Here is a 23,349-nt window from a genome sequence, read left to right as displayed (position 1 = left end):
AATGCAGGAAATCGAATAGGGTATGATTTCCTGATTTTTTGGGACAATCAATGTGGAGTTTCGGTATATCTTGCCAAGGCGTTCGTTGCCGACTCTGCCATTCGCTTTTTGAGTTGATTGTTTTCTACTACTTTTACACGCAGGCCGAGAAAACGAATGCGCGATAAAATAAACTCCTGCTCGTCAGATAGAAAGTGCAGGGTGATTGTATACACCTGTGATTCTGGGTCAAAAGCGACCGCTTTGTCAAAGCAGGAAAAGGCGTACAATATGCGCTGGAGCTCAGTGTTGTAACGAGGGATGATCACGATTTTTGCCATCTGCTTGCGCTGCTGGATCTGTTCCGAGATAGTCGGCAAAAAACTGTCATACCATCCATCTTCTATGTAAAGCTCATCGACGGAGCGAATGAGATGCAGCGGAGTCGTGATCAGTCGATTGGAAGACATGTTCAACCAGATCAGGTACCAGGCCTTCTTGGCAAGTGAATATTCCAGCTTGTAGGGAACCCCACGTTGATTGCGAAAAACCGGGCCTTTGTTCGTGGCTGCGGTTATTTTTATGTGATTCTTGCCGAGAATGATTCGCCGCAGGGTTCGCACGAGTGGGCTCCAGAGCTGCTTGGCCTGAGTTTGCGCTTTTTCCACGAACCGTTCTTGTTCGGTCCATTTATTATCAGGCAGATGTGTCAAACGGTGAAGCTTTTCGAGTGTAGCGGGCTCGAAAATTTCTGCCGCAGATGGATTCTCCAGCATCAGGGCGAGCCACGCTTTTTCGTGTGAGGTTATCGGATAAACACCCGCTTCATCCAGCCGTGTCACCAGTTGGTAATTATGTATCTTATCAAACAGATTCATAGTAGGCGAGCAGCTCCTCCCATTCTTTTTGGAATTGCATGCGAAGAAACAGCGGTTCAAGAACTTCGACGCTTGAACCGAAGCTGCGAATCCACGGTGTAATTTCCATCGTGCTGTTTACGTTTATCTCGTACACAAAGCTCTCCCGTGATTCTTCTGTCACAATCCCCCATTGCCCCTGTGCCTCCACTCGCTCTTGGATAAAGGAATGAGGCGTGTCGCGAGGCTGAAAAAAGCGCAGGCGTACGGTTACGAGTTTTCCTGTATCAATTAGCCAACTGTTGGCAATACGCTCATCCGCACTTGCTTGCAAGGAAGAGAAGATTTCCGGCGTAACCGATTTGCCTGTTACGAGCTTGGTCATACCTTCCACGCGGTATTTGCGCAGCGGACCATTGCCGCATCCTTGGGCCAGCAAGTACCATCTGCCGTATTGATGATCAAAAATAACCCGGAGTGGAATGACTTTTTGATGTCGCCCGGATGTGTCTCGTTGGAAAGCCGGATTCGTATTTTGGGAATCGTAAAACTTCCGGCGTTTGGGTGTGTAGTAGTGAAATTCAACGATTTTTCGCTGACGAATGGCTTCGGTGAGAAGCAAAGCTTGATATTCATCGAGAATGCGTGAGACGAAATGATATTTGTACAAAAACGTAGATGCATCGGTTAGCTTCAAGCGATGTTTGAGATAACGCTTCACTTTTTCTTGCAGAAGATAACCAGGGACGGCCGGAAGTTGTGTATTGGCCATGAAGTCGATGAAATCATACAGATCCAACAACTCGTCGTCCGTCAGCGAGTCCAGTAGCTCACCGTCGAATTGATAGATGTAGGGCCTGACCTCACTCACATTTTTTATCACGCCAATTTCTTCGAGGTATTTCATGTCCTGACGAATCGTTTTTTCATCGGGCTCTGTATCCACAAACGTATCCAGCAAATCTTTAATGGAAAGAGGCTGTTGCTTGAGCTTTTCCAAGATGTGCGACAGTCGTTCTACTTCCGAATCCTTCAATGATTTCGCATGGTACAAAAACATCAAGAAATTGTCCGTCACCTCAAAATAGTTGTAACGAAGCTGTGCATAATACTCTTTTTTCTCCTCATCCCCGACATGCTGATAAAAGGTCGATTGGATGTCCTTCAGCTTTTTTAGCGTTTTATCAAGCGTATGTACGGAAATCCCGAGCCGCTCGGCTAACTGTTGCCGATTGTAGGCACCAGCGGTCAAAAACAGGAGACGGAGCAATTGCAGCTCTTTGTCAAAGCTTTCGCGTGCCATTTTACATTCATCCTTATACATTCGTCATTTATTTCCAAATTAGTCCTCATATTACGAAGAGGCTGAAGAGAAGTCAATGAGAAAAAGAGATTCGTAATACTTTTACCATGTTCAAATCAGACGCGCGGATGGAAAATAAGGGTATGAAAAACAGCGCACGCTGTGAGAGACAGGAGAATTGGATAATGAAAACAATTTTGCATGGAAACAACCATCGTGAAGTGAAGCTGGAGCATGGAGATGTGCACGTTTTTGCGAATGACGAAGTCTTTTCGAGCTTCGGTGAACGCGTATATCAAATGGCAGACAATAATTTGCGGATTCCGCGAAATGTTTATTTTTCGTATACCCCCGATGCGCATGTAGGCGTTGGGACCTGCATTGGGACGACAGCCGTTTGGAATCTTGCCGATGGATTTGTCTCGCCTTCCATCGTCGGATCAGACATTGGATGTGGAATGCGTGTACATCTGACTCCGTTGCATCGAGATGACCTCAAAGACAAGAGCCTAAAACGTGCATTGATCGAAGCGATCGAAGCGTACGTCCCGACAAACGAGCGGGGTCATACGCATTTTACGGATATTCGCTTGGAGGAAGTGGTGAAGCATGGTTTAAAAGGGCTGCCGAGCAACTATATTCCGGATACAGAAGCAGCACCCGACACTTTAAGCCGTTCTTTCTCGCATGTGGAAAAGTACACATTTGAATTCGACCATTCCTTCCTGGAGCAAATACCGCAAAAATCTTGGAGTCGTGCGTGGGGCCAGTTGGGGACATTGGGGGGCGGTAACCACTTTATTGAAATCCAGCATATCGAGATCGCGGAGGAGAACAGGGAGATTGCCAAAGCGTGGGGACTGTTCGACGGCCAGGTCGTCATCATGATTCATTCCGGTTCGCGTGCGTGGGGGGCTATGCTCGGGCGGGATTATACCAAAAGCTTCAAGGAAGCCATGTACAAATGGGGGATTCATAATCCTGAGCCGAGCCTGGTATATGCTCCGATCCAAAGCGAGGAAGGGCAACAGTATTTGAATTTGATGTACTCCGCGCTGAACTTTGCAGTAACGAATCGGCATATGATCGGATTTTCAGTAGAGCAGGCGTTTCGGGATGTTTTTGGTAGTGAGATGCGTACACCTGTCCTGTATGATCTGATGCATAATTACGCCTTGAAAGAATTCCATCGCAACACACCGATGCTCGTCCACCGCAAAGGAGCGACGAAGGCGTTGCCAGCAGGCCATTTCCAAAATCCGAAGGCTTATCGCGAAACCGGACATCCAGCTTTGATCCCCGGTTCTATGGGAACATCGTCCTATATCATGGTTGGATCGGAGGCCGGTGCGAAAAACTTTTATTCGATCTGTCATGGTGCTGGGCGTGTTCGTTCCCGCAAAGCAACCAAGGAGCTCGTGACCATCGATCAATTTGAGCAGGCAATGCGCGTGGGACAGGAAGACGAGATCATGGTGAATCACCGTTCGCTTGCTTCCATCCTTGATGAATGCCCGCAAGCCTATAAAGATGTGGATCAAATCATCGATTCGGTTGTGGGAGCAAATCTTGCATCTGTCGTAGCAAAATGTAACCCTCTTATTGCCATAAAAGGAGTATAATGAAGAGTGGCTTCCTGAAAATTTTGAGGGAGCCACCTTTTGCAATTTAACTTACACTAAATTACAGAAGTTAAATTGTGAACAAATTGCTGAGAAGTTTCAAAAAATAGGTTCGAATGTAACATAAATTGCATCGCTTCCTCAACCGATACCAAAAGAGAGACAAAATAGGGGAGATAGGGGAACAGATATGCCTACATACTATTACTTCACCTGCCTAAAATGCCGAACCCGGGGGGGAGTTTTCGGCGAACAGGCCTGGGGCTGGGGAAACTTTGACATGATCGAGTCCTTCAAATACCTGGCTCACCACATCCGTACATGCGGAGAAGATTCGATTCGCGTGATTTCTGAGGATGTAGATGATTATGTAGATCAGCTACACGGAGAGTACAACACCTTTCTTGAGCAAACGAAGCATATATTTCCGCATTCCAAAGATTGGGAGTTCCTTGATCGATGGAAAACACTAAAGGTAGAAGAAATGAAGCTAAAATGGGTCGAGGAAAACCGGATCATGCATCCGGATGATCGGATGAAAATATGCGGAGTCCTTGATGCCGTGGATATCTTGAAAGAAGGGGCGGGAAGAGTCTCCTTCAGTGCCAGCGTGACGGATGAGGATGGGAAAGTGTGGAAAATTGTAGCTAACATGCACGAATTACCCATCTTAAAGCAAGCGTATATCATTATTGGCGTCATGCAAGAGCATTCTATATTAGGAGAAGTCATCGAGGTATACAAGATGATTCCACGATTCGCTGTTCAAGAGGAAAGGGGTAACGATCATGATTCTGGAGACAATCGGGCAATTACTAATTAAAGTGCGCGAGGAAAATCCACTCGTTCATAACATAACGAACGTAGTTGTCACGAACTTTACAGCGAACGGTTTGTTAGCTCTTGGTGCGTCACCTGTCATGGCGTACGCCAAACAAGAGGTGGCAGACATGGCAAGGATAGCCGGAGCTCTTGTATTGAATATAGGGACGTTGAATGAGCATGAGATCGAAGCGATGTTGATCGCAGGAAAATCCGCGAACCAGCATGGCGTGCCTGTTTTGTTTGATCCGGTGGGAGCGGGAGCAACATCGTATCGAACCGAGACAAGTCAACGTCTTGCGCAGGAACTCAACCTAGCCTTCATTAGAGGAAATGCTGCCGAGATTGCCAATGTCGTAGGTGAGCGCTGGGAGATTAAAGGTGTAGATGCGAAGGAAGCAGGCGGAGATGTCGAGAACCTAGCGAGAGCAGCAGCGAAAAAGCTAGGAACAATCGTAGCGATTACGGGCAAGGTCGACGTGATTTCGGACGGAGAAACGACTTATTCGATCCATAATGGTCATCCCATCTTAACGAAGGTGACCGGAACAGGCTGTTTGTTAACGTCTGTTATGGGAGCGTTTGCAGCCATTGCAAATGACAAGCTGATCGGAGGAGCTGCGGCATTGGTATGCTACGGTGTTGCTGCTCAGTTGGCAGCCGAGAAAGCAGCAGTAGTAGGGCCAGGAAGTTTCCAAATCGAATTTTTGAATGCCTTGTATAACTTGACCACAGACGATGTTCGCCGTTTTGGATATATCGAAAAAAGGGAATAAAAATTCCCCTTTAAAAAAGGGGAGGAAAATGACCGTAGAACGATTAAGCTAGATATGTTAGACAGTAGCTGTAATTTCGCAGTGAATAAGACAGCAGCTTCTTCTGGTGCTCTGAAAGTGCTAGGAATATAAATTCAACGTGATCATCATCGTATGGACGGACATAAAAACGGGAAATACCATGACAAATAATTTCTCTCTTTAACGTCAGCGCCACACTGGCGTCTGTTCGTATGTGCAATTCCACGCTGTGTACCCTCCTTGGACATTCAATAGAGTACCAAAAAAATACAAGGAAAAACAAGGGAATTATGTCTGATTCATGTCCAAGTTGTTACCGTTTTTTGGATGAAAACTGACAAGGAGAACGATTCAGAAAAAACTAGCGTGGATTGCTGGGAAAGCACCCTGTTCGAGAGAAAAAATTCGAGATGAGTCCGGCCATTCTCCCTTTTTCCGTTGAGGTATTTACTTTATTTCGAAGGCACCGTACGAGCTCCTGATCACAGTGACAAGAAAAATAGCCGTGCTTTTGATAGCAATAATCATGCCTCTTGCAGCATCTGTCGACATCATCAATCGGCGCAGCCGGCCCGGAGCATCCAGGCCCGCACCAGTTTCCGTACAAACAGGGGAAGCCTACTGAACGGCGCTTTCTTTTTGACAACTGACATCACTCCGTCTTGTAAAGGAATACTACTTGTATCATATTGAACCGGAAGTGAAGTTGCTTTAGGCAATCTCCCTTTTTTCGTAAACTTTCAAAATATCACTTGAAATCATGTTGTGAATATGATAGATTAATTCTTGCCGAAGCGAACGCTTGCAGGCTCGATGGATGGATGTCCGAGCGGCCGAAGGAGCACGATTGGAAATCGTGTAGGCGGTGTCGAACCGTCTCGTGGGTTCAAATCCCACTCCATCCGCCATGATACTTGGCCCGTTGGTGAAGCGGTTTAACACAGCAGCCTTTCACGCTGTCATACAGGGGTTCGAATCCCCTACGGGTCACCTAGCAAAACGCCCCCAATGAAATAGCGGGGGATTGTGGAGGCTTAGCTCAGCTGGGAGAGCATCTGCCTTACAAGCAGAGGGTCGGCGGTTCGATCCCGTCAGCCTCCACCATTTTATATGCGGTCGTGGCGGAATTGGCAGACGCGCTAGATTCAGGTTCTAGTGGTGGCAACACCGTGGAGGTTCAAGTCCTCTCGACCGCACCAAGCAAACCCTATATATGGCGGTCGTGGCGAAGGGGTTAACGCACCGGATTGTGGCTCCGGCACTCGTGGGTTCAAGTCCCATCGATCGCCCCATCTATTTATGTTCAAAATGTAAAATGAAATAGCCCAGCGGTGGCTCCTGTAAAGGAACTGTCGCTGGGCTTTCTTTGTATTTGTTTACGAGTGATCGACAGGCTGATAAAAGTGAAGGCGATTGCCAAAAGGATCGGTCACGCTCACTTCACGCGTTTCCCACGGCGTCTCCTCTAAATCAGGACAAGCGTACTTGTATCCTTGACGCAACAGGGACTGATGGAAAAGCTCAATGTTTTCCACCTGTACGCGAATCGCTGAGCCAGGACAAGCATCTCCGTGATGCTCGGATAGATGAATCGTGCACGATGGAGAGGAAATTTGCATGTATAAAGGAAAATGATCCTCGTAACGATGCTCCCAATCAATCTGAAATCCTAGAAAATCCACATAAAACTCTCTTGCCTTCTCAACGTCAAACATGCGAAAAATTGGCGTTATAGTCTGAGTCATTTGCCTAGAAACCTCCGGATTGTATTGAGGGAGGCGAGGTGCATCCCTTCGTGAAAAATCGTTCGTACTAGCACTTGCGCAATCGTATGCATGCCGGATTCTGTTGCGGGAAACTCTTCGTCTAATCGATCCTTGTAAGCAGCCTGTATCTTCTGAGGTTGTTCTTGTAATAAGGAAACGAGCGTTTCGAGATTCGGCGGCGGTGTTTTCCAGTCAGCAGGCTTGGTCCCGAAGTTAAACCATTCCTTGAAGCCAGGGGGGAGCGGGATCGTTTCTTTTGTAAGGTGCGCGATCCATAAATACTGATCGAGATAAATGTGCCCCAGATTCCACAAGATATTGTTGGAGAAACCATCAGGAATGATGTTCGCATCTTCATTTGTCAAACCATCGATTGCTTTTAACGTCTCCTGTCGATAATCCTCTAGTTGCTGGAATAACACCGAATGCCGCTTTTCCATACCTTTCCCCCTTTGAGTGGCAGTCTTCGCAAATAAATTCGAGGCAGAGAATCTACCTTCCTTCTATATGAAGGGGGTGTACCAAAAAAAGCGTGCAGAACAGCTCGTCTGCACGCTTTTTGTATGCGGTTTATAGAAAACGGCGCTACATTCTTTCCTGCTCGAGGGTGTGAGAAGGGGAGAATAGTTTCCGCCACTTTACTTGCGGTACACAAATGGCAGCCAGGATCATGAATACGCCACCCCATTGAGGGAGAGAGACAGTCTCTTGAAGCACGAAGCTCGACAAGAGCACGACTGTGGGCAGCTCGACTGCACTTAAAATGGTAGCCAGTCCATTGCCGATCCGCGGCACACCGACAGCCAAACAGAAGATCGGGATGACCGAACCGAAGATCGCAACCAAAAGACCGAGCGGCAGTAAACCTTGCAGAAGCTGACCATTTACCAAGAAAGTCGGCGGATAAACGATCGAGAGCATCAGGGCTGCCATACTAATCGAAATCGCGCTTCGCAAGTATGGATCCATTCCAGGGAGAATTCGCCCGCTGAAGAAAATAACCAGGGCAAAGGTCGCGCCAGACATCAGACCGAAGATCAAACCAACCATGTCTACGCTCTGAATACCGCTTTCGCCTAGTCCGCTTGCAAGAACAGTCCCTGCTCCAAGCATAACCAGAGACACCCATTTTTCAGCGGTCGGCCATTTTCGATCTACAATCGCCTCTAGCAAGACACCGATCCAGGTAAACTGAAAGAGGAGAACAATTGCGAGTGAAGCAGAAACCCGGCTAACAGCCTGATGGTAAAAAAGACTGGTTGAGGCCATCATCAGGCTGGCTGGTGCCAAAAGCAACAAATACGTAAACGAAAAGCGCTGCTTCGAGAAAAGGATGGCCATGACCGTCATAATCAAGCCGCCAAAAATCAATTGACTCCCACTCATTTCAAATGGCGTAAAGCCGAGGTGAAAGGCATGCTTCATGAAGATCGAGAGGACACCGTAGCTGCACGCACCGAGTAAAACTAAAAAGATAGATCGCCAGTATGTCATAAGTAAAAGTTCCTTTCGTATGACTAAACTCGGAAGAATAATGACTATTGTACTACAGGTATAAAAGTGGTACAATAAAATTTTTGTGCATGCTTTACTATGCTACTGAGGTAACTAGCTAGCTACGTGCATTGGTAATATGGTAACGGATGAAAGTGTAAAGAACGCGCTATTCTACGTGAGAATACATAGCTGTTTTTTCGTATTTCCGTTACACTATTTCATAGATAATAAGTTCAAAAGTTGTCTATAGAGAAAGAGAAGGCGAAACACATGGAGGAGCTAGGATGAGACAGGGGATTATTTATGCAATTGTGGCGTATTTGGCTTGGGGTTTACTCCCGCTCTATTGGAAGCTGTTTCAGGCAATGGGGGCATGGGAGATACTCGCTCATCGAATCGTCTGGTCGATTATTTTTGTTGCAATCATTATCCAGGTAACGAAACGCTGGCGCAGTATGTGGAGAGCGGTTACTGGTTTTAAAATGCTCGGAGCATTAGCGATATGTTCACTGTTAATCAGCGCAAACTGGCTCATTTTTATCTGGGCAGTGAATAACGATCAAGTCATGCAAACGAGTCTTGGTTACTACATGAATCCTCTCATCACCGTACTGCTTGGAGTCCTTTTCTTAAAAGAAAAAATGCATGCTGGGCAATGGCTCGCGCTTATACTCGCGGCTTTCGGAGTCATGTTCATCACCTTCGAGTACGGTGAGATTCCATGGGTCTCTCTATCACTTGCTTTGACCTTTGCTTTTTACAGCTTGGCGAAGAAGCTCGTCCGAATGGAGGCGATGATCGGACTGGCGTGGGAGACGTTGTTTGTGGCCCCTATTGCTTTCGGTTATCTGTTGATGCTACAGGTCAATGGGACGGAGACGATGACATCCTTAGCGTGGTGGCAACTTTTATTGCTGACGCTTGCGGGGGTAGCTACTGCCATGCCGCTCTACTGGTTCGCCCAAGCAACGACTAGACTCCCGCTTTCCGTTGTGGGCTTCATTCAATACTTGGCACCTACGATATCGCTCTTATCAGCTGTATTCTTATTCGGTGAGCCTTTCACCCAAACACATCTCATTAGCTTTGGACTCATCTGGTCTGCGCTTATTGTATTTACGGTGTCTTCCGTACGCATGAAACGAAAAGCTGCCCCAATCAATCCCGAGGTCGCTATCAAAAAACAAGCGTAATCATAAGAAAACTCCTGACCCGCCGAGAAAGACTCGGATTTGGTCAGGAGTTTTTGTTTACCAAGACGTAATTAGCAAATCGCTTCGCCGTGCTTTTTCATGCGGTACGCACCGTGATTAGTAGGTCCCACATATTTATTGAGCGCAAACGAGTGGCGAATCGCTTCGGTAATAAATTCTTTGGCAACAGCTACTGCGTTGTGTACAGAGCTTCCTTTTGCCAATTCCGCACAGATTGCAGCGGAGAACGTGCAGCCGGCACCATGAGTAAAGCTCGTATCAAAGCGCTCTGATTCCATTACCTCAATCGTTTTCCCGTCATAGAAAACATCTACGGCATTCCCGCTTTGAAGCTTGCTGCCACCTTTTACAACGACATAAGAGGTGCCGAAGTCGTGGATGCGCTTCGCCGCTTCCTTCATGTCATCGACACTTTTCAATGCGCCCATTTGGCTGAGAATACCTGCTTCGAACAGGTTAGGAGTAGCAACTGTCGCGTGCGGGAGCAAGACTTCACGCAGGCTGACTGCAATTTCTGGATGGAGTGCTTCATCTGCACCCTTACAGATCATCACAGGGTCCACGACAACATTTTTCAAATCGTATTCTTTTATTTTACGGGTAGCGAGGTCAACCAGTTCAGTGGTTCCGAGCATCCCTGTTTTTACAGCATCTACGCCAATTCCTGCGAGTACGGTTTCGATTTGTTTTTCCAGAATCGCAACATCGATCGGAAACACTTCGTGGAACCATTCGTTATGTGGATCTTGGGCTACGATAACGGTGAGGGCGGTCATCCCGAAAACACCAAGCTCCTGAAACGTTTTGAGGTCTGCTTGCTGACCAGCTCCGCCGCTGGTGTCGGAACCTGCAATGGTGAGTGCTTTCTTCATGGTCATTTGTGATTATCTCCCTTTGTATACCGCTGCACAATCGAAGCGGATCTGTACTGTCATGCACTGTAATGCCTCTCTCTCTATTAAAGAGGAAGAAATCGGTGCTGTCAATAATATCCCCAAAATATAAAAACCGCCTCCCGTAGCGGGCAAGCGGTTTATGTATGTGTGCATTTATGCTTGAGAAGCAGCGTGGTGAAAAGAGAAGCTGATGGTAGTGGACATGGACTTGGAACGCTTGGTTGCAAGCTGTTTGGCTTGCTTTGCTGCCTCAAACATACTGGGTGCCTTGATGATTTCAACCCATCTGCGTGTTGCTGTTTCAAATAAAAAGCGATAGATAGTCATCTTCTTCGACCCTCCATGGTTTGTTGACATCTACATTGTAATACTAATACGTAGCCGGCTGCAAAAGGTTACATAGCTGTTACATATTTTTGAAGAAAGTATGGTTGTTTACGTAAATCGTAAAATGTTTCCGAAAGAAGCGTTACGTTTTGCGAAATGTTACGTCTTTAGTATGTGATGTTTACGAAAGTTTCCATTTTGAAAGAACGAATGAGGTGCGACAAACGATGGTCAATTCAACAGGAGAGCTGACGGTGACAGGGGTCAATCACAGCTACGGAACGGGAAAAATCAAAGTGCCCGTGCTGTATGATATCAACCTTCATATCAACAAGGGAGAATTCGTGGCCCTGTGTGGCTCATCGGGTTCTGGCAAATCTACGCTCTTGAATTTGCTTGCAGGTTTGACCAAGCCGGAGGAAGGGAGTGTCATGGTTAGCGGAGCAGAGATTTCCAGCTACAGCGAAAACGAACTATGCCTGTTTCGCCGTAAAAATATGGGTTTTATCTTTCAGTCATACAATCTGCTTCCGAATCTGACAGCGTTGGAAAACGTAGAGCTTCCACTGATTTTTGCAGGCGAAAGCAAGAAGAAACGTCGGGAGAAAGCAACAGAAATCCTACACCGCGTGGGGCTGGAAGGTCGTATCGACCACAGACCCAATGAGCTTAGTGGTGGACAGCAGCAGCGTGTCAGTATTGCCAGAGCACTCGTCAATCAGCCTGGCATTATCTTGGCGGATGAGCCGACGGGGAACCTGGATTCGAAGACAGAACAAGAGATTCTCCTATTAATGAGAGAAATGAACAAGGAAAATGGGACTACGTTCATCATCGTTACCCATGAGCAGGAAGTAGCGGAACAGTCCGACCGCGTCATTTATCTCCAGGACGGACGGGTTGTACAAAAAAGGACAAGACCAGCGTAGGCGAGGGTATGAGGTGAACAAACAGTGAAGGTAATGGATTCTTTTCGCATTGTCTGGAGGAATCTGTGGCGAATGAAGCTGCGGACAGCCCTCACATCGGTTGGTGTCATGATCGGGACGGCTGCAATCGTCGCAATGATGGCGCTTAGTTTAGGGCTTAAGGAAAGTGCGGTAAAAAGCTTGGAGAACTTCGGGAACTTGACAGAGATGGACGTCGAGCCATTGCGTTGGTACGAGGAAAATGGTGAATGGATCGATGTTCCAGAGGATAAGGTCAAGAAGCTGAATATGCAAGCGGTGCAGGAATTAAAAAAGATTCCTGGCATTCAGGCGGTTATGCCGATAAAAGAATTACGAGAGCAAGCGAAGCTTAAGGTAGGTAGACGAGAAGGCTACGTCCAGCTTATTGGGGTGGATGTGAATGAGTCGGCTGCCTATCGCAAAAATGACATTGAAAAAGGAACCTATCTGACAGGGGCGCCCCAAGAGATAGTGGTTGCTTTCGATGTATCCAGAGAATTGCGCGACGTAGAAAAGGAAAAGCGCGAGGAACGGCGAAGAAAGGCCGGAGCTGGACGGCATGAAATGTCTCAGATGCCACCTCCTGATATAGGGGGCGGAGAAGCACTGACCTTCAATCTCGTAGACAGAGCAGGGACTCTCATCTTGTCGCGCGAATATCGCATCGACGATGAACCAAAATACGAGAAAAAAGAATTGCGTGTAAAGGTTGTCGGTCAATTAAAGAAATCGGAAGAACGTAACTCGTCAGCCGCGGTTTATGTACCGATTAATGTTGTGAAAGAGCTAAATGAGTGGGTCACGCGCAGTCGAGGTGACGAAGTCGAAGAGGGAGCATCTCGCCGTTCACGCGATAAAGCCAAAAAGGAAACCTTTGAATTTGACAGAATTACTGTCAAGGTAGAATCTCGTGAAAAGGTCGAGGGTGTAGTCAAAGCGTTGAAGGAAAAGGGCTTTGAAGTATGGTCGCCTGCACGTGAGCTGGAAACCATCAATAACTTCTTCTTCGTGATTCAGATGGTCCTCGGAGGAATTGCTGCAATCTCCTTGCTCGTCGCAACCATTGGAATCGTCAATACGATGATCATGTCGATTTTAGAGCGAACCAAAGAGATTGGTATCATGAAAGTAATCGGGGCCACTGTGTTGAATATTCGTTGGCTGTTCTTAATGGAGTCAGGCTTTATTGGCTTAATTGGTGGACTGGCTGGTCTCGGAATGGCGTGGGGAGCGGTTGAGCTCGTGAATTACTTTGGAGCGTCTGGCGGTCTCTTGGATAGTCTCAACATGGGCTACGGCGGCGGTGGTGATCCAGAGGCTGAGCCAACAAAATTGGCAGTGATTCCGGGTTGGCTGGCACTCTTTGCGATTGGCTTCTCCTTTATTATTGGGGTGTTGGCGGGAATCTTCCCGGCGATCCGCGCGTCTCGTTTAAGTGCGCTGCAAGCGATTCGATCTGAATAAGTGATGAAATGTGAGGAACGTAAGATGAACAAGAAAAAATGGATCATTATCGCCACGGTCGTGGCCGTTCTTGGAGGAGGCAGCTATTACGGCTACTCATACTTCAAGGGCGAAGAGGTTACAGAAGAAAAGCCGGAAGAAAAACCGAACTTCCCGACAGCGGTCGTGGAACGAGGTGACGTCAAGAAGACAATCAACTCAGCAGGTACAGTGGAAGCGAAGGCCCGTGAGGAAGTCAAGCCAGAGCTCAGCGGCAAGGTGCAACGTGTGCTAGTGAAAGAAGGGCAGTCCGTAAAAAAAGGCGATGTTTTGTTCACGATAGACAGCTCGGATGCACAACTGGAAATTCAAAAGCTGGAGCTGGACATTTTAAAGGCGAAAAAAGAGCTAAATGAAATTAAGCAAAAGAAAGACAAGATCACGGCTACAAAAGAAGGAAAAGTGGTTGAGGTCCTTGTAGAAGAAGGACAAGATGTAAGACCGGAACAGGTGGTAGTCAAGCTGGCTAATACCGACTATTTGAAAATTATTGGGCAATTTACCTCCTATGAGTCTGAACGATTCAGTGTAGGACAAAAAGTGAAGGTATTCATTCCGACTTCCATGTATTTTGTGGATGGTGTTGTCACAGAAGTGGATAGAATAGGTGAAAAAGTAGAAGGTGCTGGCGGAATTCACAATGTCGAGGTATTGGTCAAGAAGCCTGGGGCCATTTACGTCGGAGACAAGGGTGAGGTACAGTACACGGATGATAAGGGCCTCTTATACGTAAGCCGAAATCAGAAAGAATTCCAGCTGCCGGATGAAATAGAAATCTTGGCTGGTACGTACGGGAAAATCGGCAAGATCGACGTCAAAAAGGACGATGTAGTCAAAGTAGGGCAACAACTGTTCAAGATGGATATGGAAGCGTCCGGTATGGAGCTGATGGAAAAAGAACTGGCGCTAAAAAGTTCCTTATTGAACATGGAGCAGAAAAAGCGTGAAATTGCGAAGAACCAAGTAACGGCGCCAATTAGCGGTGTAATCACCAAGCTGGGCGTAAAAGAAGGCGAAGCGCCAGGATCAGAGCCTGCAGCCATTATTATGGACACGTCTTCTGTTTACTTTATGGCAGCCGTTGGAGAGCTTGATATCCCCGCGATTAAAATCGGACAAAATGTCGATGTTTATGTGTATGCATTCGGTACCGAGCCGTTTAAAGGCAAAGTCGTAGAGCTCCCGAAAGAAGGGAAAAAAGAAGACAAGGAAGTTCGTTTCGCGGTAAAAGTGGAATTGCTAGACAAGGCTGATTTTAAGCATGGAATGACGGGAGACAACGATATTATCGTCGCCCAAGCACAGAATGTCCTGCGCTTGCCAAGCAATGCAGTTGAAATTCTGGGACCAGGTCAGGGAACGGTAATGGTGAAAGATCCGAGCACCGGAGATCCAATGCCGAAAGACGTAGAAATCGGGATTGAAGGATATGATTTTATTGAAATCAAAGGCGGCTTGAATGAGGGAGAAGAGGTTCTGGTGACCAACTCCGAAGGCATGTAAAAGCCAATTGAATTCGTGTTTATGCGACAGCCCCGTTGCCACTGGCCATTAGACCTAAGCAAACGGGGCTGTTTTTTACACGCATTCCCTTTTCAACGGCTTGAACGCAATTGTAACGCTACGGACATTAGCGACGTCAAACTATGTAAAGGATGGGAAATTGTACAGTCATTTTCCTTTGCAAATTGATCAGCAACAGGGGCCATGGAGAGCTGTGCCACTGCAATAGGTTGGTCTGGAAACGTTTGGCGGAGCTGATACAGGGCGTCTTTTATGGCTTCTCTGTAAGCTTCTTGCTTGTTTTCCATGAGCAGGGCAAAAGCATTTTCGACGAGAGACACTTGTATCTCTGGATGAAGGTTCTGAGAATGGGCGTGTTTCACGAGACGCTCCATCGTAGGTTGAACAGTAGCGGGATTGGAGAACAGCAGAACTTGTAGCTCAGTATGCCGTGCAAGCTCATGAAAAAAAGGTCCATCGATTGTGAAGAGTGGAACAGTGGCAGTTGCTTCATCTTCTGGTGTTACCAGTGCGGCATACTGCGTGCATGTGATCACGATTGCATCGACCCCGCAGTTTCGCATCCAGTTTAGTTGCTCACGTAATTTGGCATGCGATTGTTCCTTGGTATGGACAGAGGTTCCTTCATTCTGCAGGAGTAAACCTGGATCAACAAAATGAATGAGCTCTACGTCAAAGGCTGCGAACGCATCTGATAAGAGGGAAATATTCGAATAATGTCCATGGAGACAGCCAATACGGGTCATTGTGCAGTTCCCCCATGTAGAGTATCCTTCTCTGATTTCTTATGGGCAATGAGGCGAATACGCTTGTAATCGAGCACCCAGTGTCCCTCTTGAAACAGAGCAGGACGCAGTAAGTCAGTGACTTCGCTACATACTTGCTGAATTTCATTTGAGGACAGTCCCGCGAAAAAAGGACTGCAAAAAGAATTCAGCCAATGTGACAGCCCCAGGTCTCCATCAGCCATGACTGTCGGGCGATCAAAATGGGAGGCAAGTACGACGTGGAATCCTTGCTTTTCCAAAAGTGTCGTGTACTCTCCTATGCTGGGAAAATACCAAGGCGAGCGCTCGTCGGCAGATATTCCTCTTCGTGCTAAAACAGTCCGTAATGCCTTGGTGATTTGTCCGCAATTTCCCTGCCCTCCAAATTCAGCGACAAAGCGTCCACCGGGAGCTAGAGCCAACCAAATGGTTTCAATGACTTCGGCAGGACGTTTCATCCAGTGGAGTGCGGCATTAGAAAAGACAGCGTCGTAGCTGACATCTGTACGATACGTATGTGCATCGGCTACTTCAAAGGCAAACTGCGGATATTTTTGACGAGCAGCCTCAATCATGGCGGCAGAAAAGTCGATTCCTGTCACATTAACTCCTGCAAGCGATAGTTGAGCACATAGGTCCCCTGTTCCACAGCCTAAGTCAAGAATGTTTTCTCCAGAAGCCGGCTGTAGCCAGTCCACTAAACCTTTGCCGTATTCAGAAACGAAATTCATTTTGGCGTCGTATAGCCCGGCATTCCATTGATTGGTTTGAACCATCCGAATCCCTCCCTTTCATCCATTTTTACCAACTGGGGGGATATAAGTCAAATCTATATAAATTATAAACTGAATAGTTTTTAACTATACCGATGGCGCAAAAAGCTCTGTGATTGTAAAGGATATTTCGCTGTTTTTGTCGAATGATCACAGTTGAAAAATTGAAAGGAAGAAATAGGAGGACAATTCGTGAAAAAATGGGTTGTAAAAGCACTTCTAGTGTGTTTGGCAACGGGCACCTTTTTGTCAGGTGTGTCAGTACTGCCAGCCATGGGGGCCGGGGCAACAGCATCCATGAAAAAAAACAGCCAAGTATCTAAGCCACTCCGGCAGCAGCCTGTTCACGATATGGTTATCTTTAACGATTATCAGGTTGCAGGATTGGATTCAAATGGTTGGAACTGGGTGAAGAATGATGAGTTTATTCTTCCTCCCGAGACACCACTTGATATTGACGTGATACAGACCACTTATGGAACTGGCACTAACCTCAATCGGAAGCAAGTTTTATTGGATGGCGTAGAGTTATCGGAGTATCAAGCCGAAACTACCTCCCCACAGACCTCTTTCAAATGGCAAGTGCCTCGGTTTACCATTCCAGCACAAAAGCTATCTGCCGGCTCGCATACCTTGACCTTTATTGTGACGGATGCCAAAGGGAAGAGCAGCACGTTGCATGTGCGATTTCTGGTAGAGGCCCAAAATTACCCGAGCATATTTAATGGGGAAAAGGCTGAGGGAGAACCAGTACCAAGCGGCGGACAAACGGCGATTTTTGGAATGATGGGTTCACACGACTTTACTAGTTCTGTACCGGGCACTTGGAAATTAACAAATAAGTCCACGAATACAGAAATGAGGTCTGTTCAAGAAACCATATTTTCGACGGGGACATTGTTGACGGGGCAGTACGAGCTCCTCTTTGTTCCTGATGATACTACCATGTCACCTTGGATGACGATGATTCAAGTAGGCGTTGCAGAGCTGTACATGGGGACAGATGCAAGTGGTCAAAAGCTCACGCAAGATCAGAAAATAACAGCTCCAGCAGCACCAGGGAAGGTTCCATTGTATTCGCCAATCCCAGGAAGATGGTCGGTGAACGGAACCGGACAAACCTTGACAGACGCGCAGCACTTTGAGGTGGACATTCCTGAGAGACTGGCCGGAATCACAATCGCTGTTACCTTTGAGCCTGTTTCGGGGCAAAAAGAGACATCGTCTATGTGGGGCGATACTTCGGCGACAACGGTTCAAATACAAATACCAGGTGCACCTAATGCCTGCGGCCCTGCTAATGGAAATGTCACGATGGATGTGTTGATGCAGCAGAACGAACAATCAACACCGACGGTAGAAAAGATGAACCTGTATTCCTCTGATAATACAATCAAGCTGTATCAGAATCCTGTTCATGTGATCTGGCTGGCAACTGCTGCCGAACACATCAAATATGGAAGTGAAGCGGATGATGATGAAGGGCCGGGTGTATGGGCGATCGATAATGTCATTGCCGACGAGAGCAAATTGAGCTGGGATCACACGGCATTGCTGTTGTCCGGTTACAAACCAGGTCGCTACAAAGTCAACTACTATAGCAAAAGAGACCCGTCGCAGGTATGGTGCGGCTACGTTCAAGTGATAGAAGATTCGCCTCCAATCAAGTCGTATCCGTCATGTGAGCCGGATGATACAGGTGTAACTCCGCCAAGTTCGCCACTTCTTCTTCGAAGCGAGAGCGGAAAGGAATACCGGGACGGACAAAAGATTACCGTGAATGCAGGCGATAATCTCGAAGAATGGGAAGACTTAAGACTGATCGCTACTCATGCTGAGCTTGTCGGATCCAAAAAGATCAGGGATAAGAGCGAAAAGAAGTCCTACTATATGCCGAAATTTGAATGGAAACATGGAGAAATTGGTATTGGTGCCAATCGGAAGCACAGTAACGGTACCATTTCCTCAGAAAATCGGATCGAGATCTTTTTCGGGGAAGAAGAAATCGCCAGCATCAAGCCAAGCAAAGGTGATGGCGACGATGGTGAGGGACTTGAATCACTGAATTTGAAAAGGTATATCGATACGGATAAGCCTGGGGAATACAAGATCAAGGTAACGAATACGCTCACCAATAAAACCTGCACAGTTATCAACTCCAAAAGAAAGCACACCAAGAAAACCGATGAAAATGAGCGTAATGAAACATTGACGATGACAATTGAAGTAAAGTAGGTAGGAAGACCCCCTTGCAATTTGGCATGGGGGTTTTCGACTACAAGGGGAGGAAGTCCTGTGACAAATGAGCAGAAGGCAATCCTAGAAAAGTTCGGCTTTCGGATCGAAGGAGAGCAAGTGAAACATTTGAAGCTGGGGATCGTAAGACATAAAAGAGAGTTCGTCTGTCACGCCACGTCAGAAGAGTTGCGGGACTATATCAAGTCCGTCTTGCGCAACCAATGTCAGTGGAAGCGAGGAGAATCTGAGTGAGCAGCCAGGGAGGTTATTGGTGTTGAAGGAGTCTAGGGAGACATTGGTTACGGCATTACACGAAGTGGAGGCTTGGGAGAAGGACCAGAACGACTTGTGGTTCTGGGAAAAGCTTGGCAGACTTCCTTTTGTTTTGTTGGATCGGATTACGCCTGCATTCGTTCAGGAGAAGCTGGGAAAAGCCGTAGATGAAATGGCAGCCTTTCTTGAAACAGGTGGAACTTATTTGGTGCAGGATGAACCGATATACAAGCGGTTTGGCAAACGATTAGAGGGACAGGGCACTTCTGTTATTGGCAAGGAGGAGATAGCCGCTGTTCCGCTTACGATCATGAATGAAGTCGCCATGGAGTTGAAGGATTCACGTGCGAATTTTGCCACGGTACAAGGTGCGACGACTGGCTTCGGGGGGATATTTACCCTTGCGATCGATATCCCGTTATTGATGGGGACATCCCTAAAAGTTTTACAAGAGATGGCGCTTGCCTATGGCTATCGACCGGAAGAGAAGAAGGAGCGGCTGTTTGTCGTCAAATGCCTGCAGTTTGCTTCATCGGACATCGTAGGGAAAAAAGCGATACTCGCTGAGCTCTCCCGCTTTGATGACCCAACTGCCCAGAGAGAGGTAATGGCGCAATTGCAGGGATGGCGTGAAGTCGTGGTAACGTACACAGAAAACTTTGGGTGGAAAAAGTTATTTCAAATGGTGCCCATTGCGGGTATTTTGTTCGGGGCGTATTTGAATCGCTCAACCGTACAGGATGTCGCCGAAGCGGGGATGATGCTGTACCGCAAACGGCGCATCCTGGAGCGGCTGCGCGATAGCGAAAAGAGTGGGGAGATTACAAAGACCACTCTTCAGCAGTAAGAGCGTAGATAAGATGGTCCTCCCATACGCCGTTAATTTGTAAATAGCGTAACGAAAGGCCTTCCTGGCGAAAACGGTTTTTTTCCAAGACACGAATGGAGGCTTGGTTGCGAGGCATTACAGCCGCTTGTACCCTGTGTAGCCCAGCATCCGTGAAAGCAAAGCGAAGGGCAAGATTTACGGCTAATGTCGTATAGCCTTTGCCATTGCACGCCTGATCCATGAAGTAACCAATCGTTGCATTTTGCCATGCGCCGCGTGCGACATTTGACAACGCAATACGTCCAATCATCTTTCCGGATTCCCGGGAGAATACGCCGAAAGCATAGGCCGTGCCACGTTCAAAATCATTCTGCGCTTGTGAAATCTGTTCTTGCTGTACTGGGAGGGTCAGAAATGAAGCGGGGCGGATCGGTTCAAATGGTTGGAGAAAGTCATGATTGCGCAGCCGAAGCTCTAGGAGCTCGGCTGCGTCTTGTTGGTGGAGAGGCCGTAAGAGAATCTCGTCCGTATGTAGTGTCATGAGATCAATCCTCCTGAAAAAGTTGGATTGATAGTATAGCATGTGCCAGACTATTTGGGAAACACCGATTATCCGAGCAATTCAGCAAACGATACCCCAAATGCTTTGCAAGTTTCCACTTCTTTTGCAGTAGGAGAAAGCTCGATTTTCAATCCTTCCATTGGTGTTTCTGCTCCCCGTTCGCTCGCCTTTTTCAGCAAAATATCAACTGCTGCACCGACATGCTCATAAGCGGAGTCGCAAGAGCCAAAAGCAACAACCTTTTTCCCGCTAAGGTCAATATCGTCCATTTCCTCATAAAAATCCATGCATTCATCTGGGAGTTCGCCGTCGCCCCATGTGTAGGCGCCAAGCAAGATTCCGTCGTAAGCCTCGAGTTCTTTTGCGTTTGCATCCATCACTTCTTTTATCTCCAGCTCAGCACCAGTGGAACGAATACCTTCTGCAATTGCTTCAGCAATTTCCTGTGTATTCCCTGTCATGCTCGCGTAAACCATCAAAATGCTCATAAAACGTAAACCCTCCAATTGGATAATGAGTATCATTCTCAATAAATAAAATAATGAAAATGAGAATCGTTGTCAATAATTTTTTTCTTATTGCCACGTTTCATTGATTTTGGTAGAGTTAAATAAAATTATAATAATGTACTCTAAATAGAGGTGCGCCGAAGAAGAGTAAGTCTTTTCGCAATCTGCCAGGGGGCAGGAGAAGGAAGAAAGGCTAAAGCGCCGAAGCTTATGCTATGCCCCTACGTAGCACAGGCTGGGGTGTCTCATGAAAAATGAACATCCTGTCACAAGGGACCTTACGTCTTTTTGTGGAGCGCTATTTATGATTTGCTTATGTAGCATCAAGAGCAATGAGATAGCGAATGCACTCATTGCTTTTTTTGATTTACCATGCTGTTATTTTGAGGAGGATGTAACAATGAATATGATGGATGCCAACGAAATTATCGCGTTTATCCAAAAAAGCGAAAAGAAAACACCCGTGAAAGTATATGTGAAAGGGAACCTGGAGGGAATCGACTTCGGTGCGAGCTCCAAAGCGTTCATTACTGGTCCTACTGGTGTTGTTTTTGGTGAGTGGAAAGAGATTGAGCCAGTGCTCGCTGCTAACGCAGACAAAATTGAAGATTATGTAGTAGAGAGTGACCGTCGCAACTCCGCCATTCCATTGCTGGATACAAAAGGGATTCAAGCGCGTATTGAGCCAGGCGCAATTATCCGTGACCAAGTGACAATTGGTAACAACGCGGTCATTATGATGGGTGCTTCCATTAACATCGGTGCAGTTATCGGTGAAGGTACAATGATCGACATGAATGTTGTAGTAGGTGGACGTGGAACTATCGGGAAAAACTGCCACATCGGTGCGGGATCGGTTATCGCGGGCGTTATCGAGCCGCCGTCTGCACAGCCAGTTGTTGTCGAAGATGATGTTGTCATCGGAGCAAATGCAGTCATTCTGGAAGGTGTACGCGTAGGAAAAGGTGCTGTCGTTGCAGCAGGTGCTGTCGTCATTGAAGATGTACCTCCATACGTAGTAGTTGCGGGAACGCCTGCACGTGTGATCAAGCAAATTGATGAAAAAACTCGTTCCAAGACAGAGATCAAGCAGGAGCTACGTCAGCTGTAAGGGAGAGAGTGCACATGGACTGGCGTTCGCTCGATGAACAATATATCGTCTCCTCTTACAAAAGACTTCCGATTGCCATAGACAAAGGCGAAGGAAATTACTTGTACGATACGAACGGGAAGAGTTATCTCGACTTGTTTACCGGACTCGCGGTAAACGTTTTGGGGCATTCTCATCCGCGCATTGTACAGGCTCTGCGTGAGCAGGGAGAGCGCTTCTTGCATATTTCCAATGTATTTTTAAACAAGCCGGCTATTCGTTTAGCCGAGCGTTTGGTTGCGAACAGCATCAGCGGTAAGGTGTTTTTCACCAACTCTGGTGCAGAGGCCACAGAGTCTGCCATCAAGCTGATTCACAAATGGACAAAAAACGAGGGAGCTGGTCGTGAAGGCATCGTTGTCTTGCGCAACAGCTTTCATGGGCGAACACTCGGAGCAGTGCGTCTGACGAGGCAGGCTCACGTCTATCAAGACTTTCCTCAGCCAGCTTTTCCTGTTTATGAATTGGATGTGGAGGACACGGCAGGATTGCGAGCGATTTGCCAGGAAGCAAGACCCGCTGCGGTCCTCATGGAGCCAGTATTGGGTTCTGGCGGTGTCGTACCGTTATCCGAAGCGTTCTTGCGAGAGGTAGCTGCGATCTGTGAGCAAGAAGGTATGCTCTTTGTCATGGACGAGATCCAGACAGGAATGGGCAGAACAGGAAAGCTCTTTGCTTATGAGCATGCAGGCGTAACGCCAGACCTTATCCTTTTTGCCAAAGGTATAGGGGGAGGGCTTCCCCTCGGCGGTGTCATCGCTGGTCCAAAGCTGATGAATCAGTTCAAACCAGGGGATCACGGAACGACATTCGCACCATCGCCACTGTCTGCTGCCCTGGGGAATGTCGTGTTGGACGAATTGCTTGATCCAGCCTTCATCGCTCACGTAGAAGAAGTGATTGCGTACCTGTGGTCGGGTTTGGAAGCGTTGCGAACGCGCCTTCCGGATCAGCTGCAATCCCTGCGCGGAAAAGGCTTGATGGTTGGAATTCCGCTCTCTTCCACCCCGGAAGAGGTAAGCCACTTGCAGCAAGCATTGCTTGACGAAGGAATTCTCGTTGACGTGACGCAGAAAACGATTGTTCGTCTGCTTCCGCCATTGACGTTGACCAAAGCCGATGTGGACCGTTTCCTTGCCGTGTTTGAGGAGCAATTAACAGCAAGAACAAGTACGAAAAAGGAGGCGTAGA

23 protein-coding genes, 5 tRNA genes and 1 riboswitch are annotated in these 23,349 nt (G+C 47.3%); of the genes, 17 read left to right on the top strand and 11 right to left on the bottom strand.

Annotation, left to right across the window (positions count from 1 at the left end):
• Window positions 1-47: 47 nt before the first annotated feature.
• A complete protein-coding gene (locus HP567_RS22195) occupies window positions 48-857 on the bottom strand; it encodes a WYL domain-containing protein (RefSeq protein WP_173608273.1) in 810 nt (269 codons plus the stop codon).
• Window positions 844-2,139 carry a helix-turn-helix transcriptional regulator gene (locus HP567_RS22190; RefSeq protein ID WP_173608272.1) on the bottom strand — a complete coding sequence of 432 codons (1,296 nt, stop codon included), beginning with the start codon at window positions 2,137-2,139 and terminating at the stop codon, window positions 844-846. The genes HP567_RS22195 and HP567_RS22190 overlap by 14 nt, the downstream gene beginning before the upstream one ends.
• Window positions 2,140-2,324: 185 nt before the next feature.
• Between HP567_RS22190 and HP567_RS22185 the strand changes: the two genes are divergently transcribed.
• The 8 genes from HP567_RS22185 (at window position 2,325) to HP567_RS22145 (ending at window position 6,672) form a co-directional block, all read left to right on the top strand.
• Window positions 2,325-3,761 carry an RtcB family protein gene (locus HP567_RS22185; protein WP_173608271.1) on the top strand — a complete coding sequence of 479 codons (1,437 nt, stop codon included), beginning with the start codon at window positions 2,325-2,327 and terminating at the stop codon, window positions 3,759-3,761.
• 280 nt (window positions 3,762-4,041) lie between these two features.
• Entirely contained in the window at window positions 4,042-4,584 is a 543-nt protein-coding gene (locus tag HP567_RS22180; protein WP_229088094.1) for a hypothetical protein, read from the top strand.
• Window positions 4,550-5,359 carry a hydroxyethylthiazole kinase gene (thiM, locus tag HP567_RS22175; protein WP_173608269.1) on the top strand — a complete coding sequence of 270 codons (810 nt, stop codon included), beginning with the start codon at window positions 4,550-4,552 and terminating at the stop codon, window positions 5,357-5,359. The genes HP567_RS22180 and thiM overlap by 35 nt, the downstream gene beginning before the upstream one ends.
• Before the next feature lie 836 nt (window positions 5,360-6,195).
• A tRNA-Ser gene (locus HP567_RS22165) sits at window positions 6,196-6,288 on the top strand.
• A gap of 8 nt (window positions 6,289-6,296) precedes the next feature.
• A tRNA-Glu gene (locus HP567_RS22160) sits at window positions 6,297-6,370 on the top strand.
• A 38-nt stretch (window positions 6,371-6,408) separates the two neighbouring features.
• Window positions 6,409-6,484, top strand: a tRNA-Val gene (locus HP567_RS22155).
• Between the two features lie 8 nt (window positions 6,485-6,492).
• Window positions 6,493-6,579, top strand: a tRNA-Leu gene (locus HP567_RS22150).
• Window positions 6,580-6,596: 17 nt separating this feature from the next.
• Window positions 6,597-6,672: transfer RNA gene (locus HP567_RS22145), tRNA-His, on the top strand.
• Between the two features lie 84 nt (window positions 6,673-6,756).
• Here HP567_RS22145 and HP567_RS22140 read toward each other — a convergent pair.
• The 3 genes from HP567_RS22140 to HP567_RS22130 form a co-directional block, all read right to left on the bottom strand.
• Entirely contained in the window at window positions 6,757-7,125 is a 369-nt protein-coding gene (locus HP567_RS22140; protein ID WP_173608268.1) for a glyoxalase superfamily protein, read from the bottom strand.
• On the bottom strand, window positions 7,122-7,586 hold the full coding sequence (locus HP567_RS22135; protein WP_173608267.1) for a DinB family protein: 465 nt from the start codon (window positions 7,584-7,586) through the stop codon (window positions 7,122-7,124). Before HP567_RS22135 ends, HP567_RS22140 begins: the two co-directional genes overlap by 4 nt.
• A gap of 145 nt (window positions 7,587-7,731) precedes the next feature.
• Window positions 7,732-8,640: an EamA family transporter gene (locus HP567_RS22130; RefSeq protein WP_173608266.1), complete on the bottom strand. Its 909-nt coding sequence runs from the start codon at window positions 8,638-8,640 to the stop codon at window positions 7,732-7,734.
• 287 nt (window positions 8,641-8,927) lie between these two features.
• Here HP567_RS22130 and rarD point away from each other — a divergent pair, with 287 nt between their 5' ends.
• Window positions 8,928-9,836: an EamA family transporter RarD gene (gene rarD / locus HP567_RS22125; protein ID WP_173608265.1), complete on the top strand. Its 909-nt coding sequence runs from the start codon at window positions 8,928-8,930 to the stop codon at window positions 9,834-9,836.
• Window positions 9,837-9,907: 71 nt separating this feature from the next.
• On the opposite strand, the gene pdxK is transcribed toward rarD, so the two are convergent.
• On the bottom strand, window positions 9,908-10,735 hold the full coding sequence (pdxK, locus tag HP567_RS22120) for a pyridoxine/pyridoxal/pyridoxamine kinase (RefSeq protein ID WP_173608264.1): 828 nt from the start codon (window positions 10,733-10,735) through the stop codon (window positions 9,908-9,910).
• 171 nt (window positions 10,736-10,906) lie between these two features.
• The gene (locus HP567_RS22115) at window positions 10,907-11,080 is read right to left on the bottom strand and encodes a hypothetical protein (protein ID WP_007723176.1); all 174 of its coding nucleotides are present in this window, start codon (window positions 11,078-11,080) and stop codon (window positions 10,907-10,909) included.
• A gap of 227 nt (window positions 11,081-11,307) precedes the next feature.
• On the opposite strand from HP567_RS22115, the gene HP567_RS22110 reads away from it, so the two are divergent.
• Genes HP567_RS22110 through HP567_RS22100 form a run of 3 tightly spaced genes read left to right on the top strand, consistent with a single transcriptional unit; the run spans window position 11,308 to window position 15,036 of the window.
• Complete coding sequence (locus HP567_RS22110) at window positions 11,308-12,009, top strand: ABC transporter ATP-binding protein (protein WP_173608263.1); 702 nt, start codon at window positions 11,308-11,310, stop codon at window positions 12,007-12,009.
• Between the two features lie 24 nt (window positions 12,010-12,033).
• Window positions 12,034-13,494 (top strand): ABC transporter permease, encoded by a 1,461-nt coding sequence (locus tag HP567_RS22105; RefSeq protein WP_173608262.1) that lies wholly within the window; start codon window positions 12,034-12,036, stop codon window positions 13,492-13,494.
• A 24-nt stretch (window positions 13,495-13,518) separates the two neighbouring features.
• Window positions 13,519-15,036 (top strand): efflux RND transporter periplasmic adaptor subunit, encoded by a 1,518-nt coding sequence (locus HP567_RS22100; RefSeq protein WP_173608261.1) that lies wholly within the window; start codon window positions 13,519-13,521, stop codon window positions 15,034-15,036.
• A gap of 92 nt (window positions 15,037-15,128) precedes the next feature.
• Here HP567_RS22100 and HP567_RS22095 read toward each other — a convergent pair whose 3' ends face one another.
• Together HP567_RS22095 and HP567_RS22090 are read right to left on the bottom strand one after the other, a co-directional pair.
• Entirely contained in the window at window positions 15,129-15,803 is a 675-nt protein-coding gene (locus HP567_RS22095; RefSeq protein ID WP_173608260.1) for a hypothetical protein, read from the bottom strand.
• Window positions 15,800-16,600 carry a class I SAM-dependent methyltransferase gene (locus HP567_RS22090; RefSeq protein WP_173608259.1) on the bottom strand — a complete coding sequence of 267 codons (801 nt, stop codon included), beginning with the start codon at window positions 16,598-16,600 and terminating at the stop codon, window positions 15,800-15,802. The genes HP567_RS22095 and HP567_RS22090 overlap by 4 nt, the downstream gene beginning before the upstream one ends.
• Before the next feature lie 189 nt (window positions 16,601-16,789).
• Between HP567_RS22090 and HP567_RS22085 the strand changes: the two genes are divergently transcribed.
• The 3 genes from HP567_RS22085 to HP567_RS22075 are packed head-to-tail and all read left to right on the top strand — an operon-like array spanning window position 16,790 to window position 19,955.
• Window positions 16,790-18,832 carry a hypothetical protein gene (locus tag HP567_RS22085; RefSeq protein WP_173608258.1) on the top strand — a complete coding sequence of 681 codons (2,043 nt, stop codon included), beginning with the start codon at window positions 16,790-16,792 and terminating at the stop codon, window positions 18,830-18,832.
• A 60-nt stretch (window positions 18,833-18,892) separates the two neighbouring features.
• Window positions 18,893-19,087, top strand: coding sequence for a hypothetical protein (locus HP567_RS22080; RefSeq protein ID WP_229088093.1), 195 nt, complete (start codon window positions 18,893-18,895; stop codon window positions 19,085-19,087).
• 22 nt (window positions 19,088-19,109) lie between these two features.
• Window positions 19,110-19,955: an EcsC family protein gene (locus HP567_RS22075; RefSeq protein ID WP_173608256.1), complete on the top strand. Its 846-nt coding sequence runs from the start codon at window positions 19,110-19,112 to the stop codon at window positions 19,953-19,955.
• Here HP567_RS22075 and HP567_RS22070 read toward each other — a convergent pair.
• Both HP567_RS22070 and HP567_RS22065 read right to left on the bottom strand, forming a co-directional pair.
• The gene (locus HP567_RS22070) at window positions 19,930-20,478 is read right to left on the bottom strand and encodes a GNAT family N-acetyltransferase (protein WP_173608255.1); all 549 of its coding nucleotides are present in this window, start codon (window positions 20,476-20,478) and stop codon (window positions 19,930-19,932) included. The genes HP567_RS22075 and HP567_RS22070 overlap by 26 nt on opposite strands.
• Before the next feature lie 68 nt (window positions 20,479-20,546).
• Window positions 20,547-20,987: a flavodoxin gene (locus tag HP567_RS22065; RefSeq protein WP_173608254.1), complete on the bottom strand. Its 441-nt coding sequence runs from the start codon at window positions 20,985-20,987 to the stop codon at window positions 20,547-20,549.
• Window positions 20,988-21,127: 140 nt separating this feature from the next.
• Window positions 21,128-21,317, top strand: a riboswitch (Lysine riboswitch).
• A 91-nt stretch (window positions 21,318-21,408) separates the two neighbouring features.
• Here HP567_RS22065 and dapD point away from each other — a divergent pair.
• Together dapD and HP567_RS22055 are read left to right on the top strand one after the other, a co-directional pair.
• Window positions 21,409-22,119 carry a 2,3,4,5-tetrahydropyridine-2,6-dicarboxylate N-acetyltransferase gene (gene dapD, locus HP567_RS22060; protein ID WP_007723196.1) on the top strand — a complete coding sequence of 237 codons (711 nt, stop codon included), beginning with the start codon at window positions 21,409-21,411 and terminating at the stop codon, window positions 22,117-22,119.
• Between the two features lie 14 nt (window positions 22,120-22,133).
• A complete protein-coding gene (locus tag HP567_RS22055) occupies window positions 22,134-23,348 on the top strand; it encodes an aspartate aminotransferase family protein (RefSeq protein ID WP_173608253.1) in 1,215 nt (404 codons plus the stop codon).
• Window position 23,349 lies beyond the last annotated feature (1 nt).

Source organism: Brevibacillus sp. M2.1A, from assembly GCF_013284355.2.
Lineage (GTDB): Bacteria > Bacillota > Bacilli > Brevibacillales > Brevibacillaceae > Brevibacillus.
Note: the sequence above shows the minus strand (reverse complement) of the source record. Positions and strands in the feature narration are given on the sequence as shown.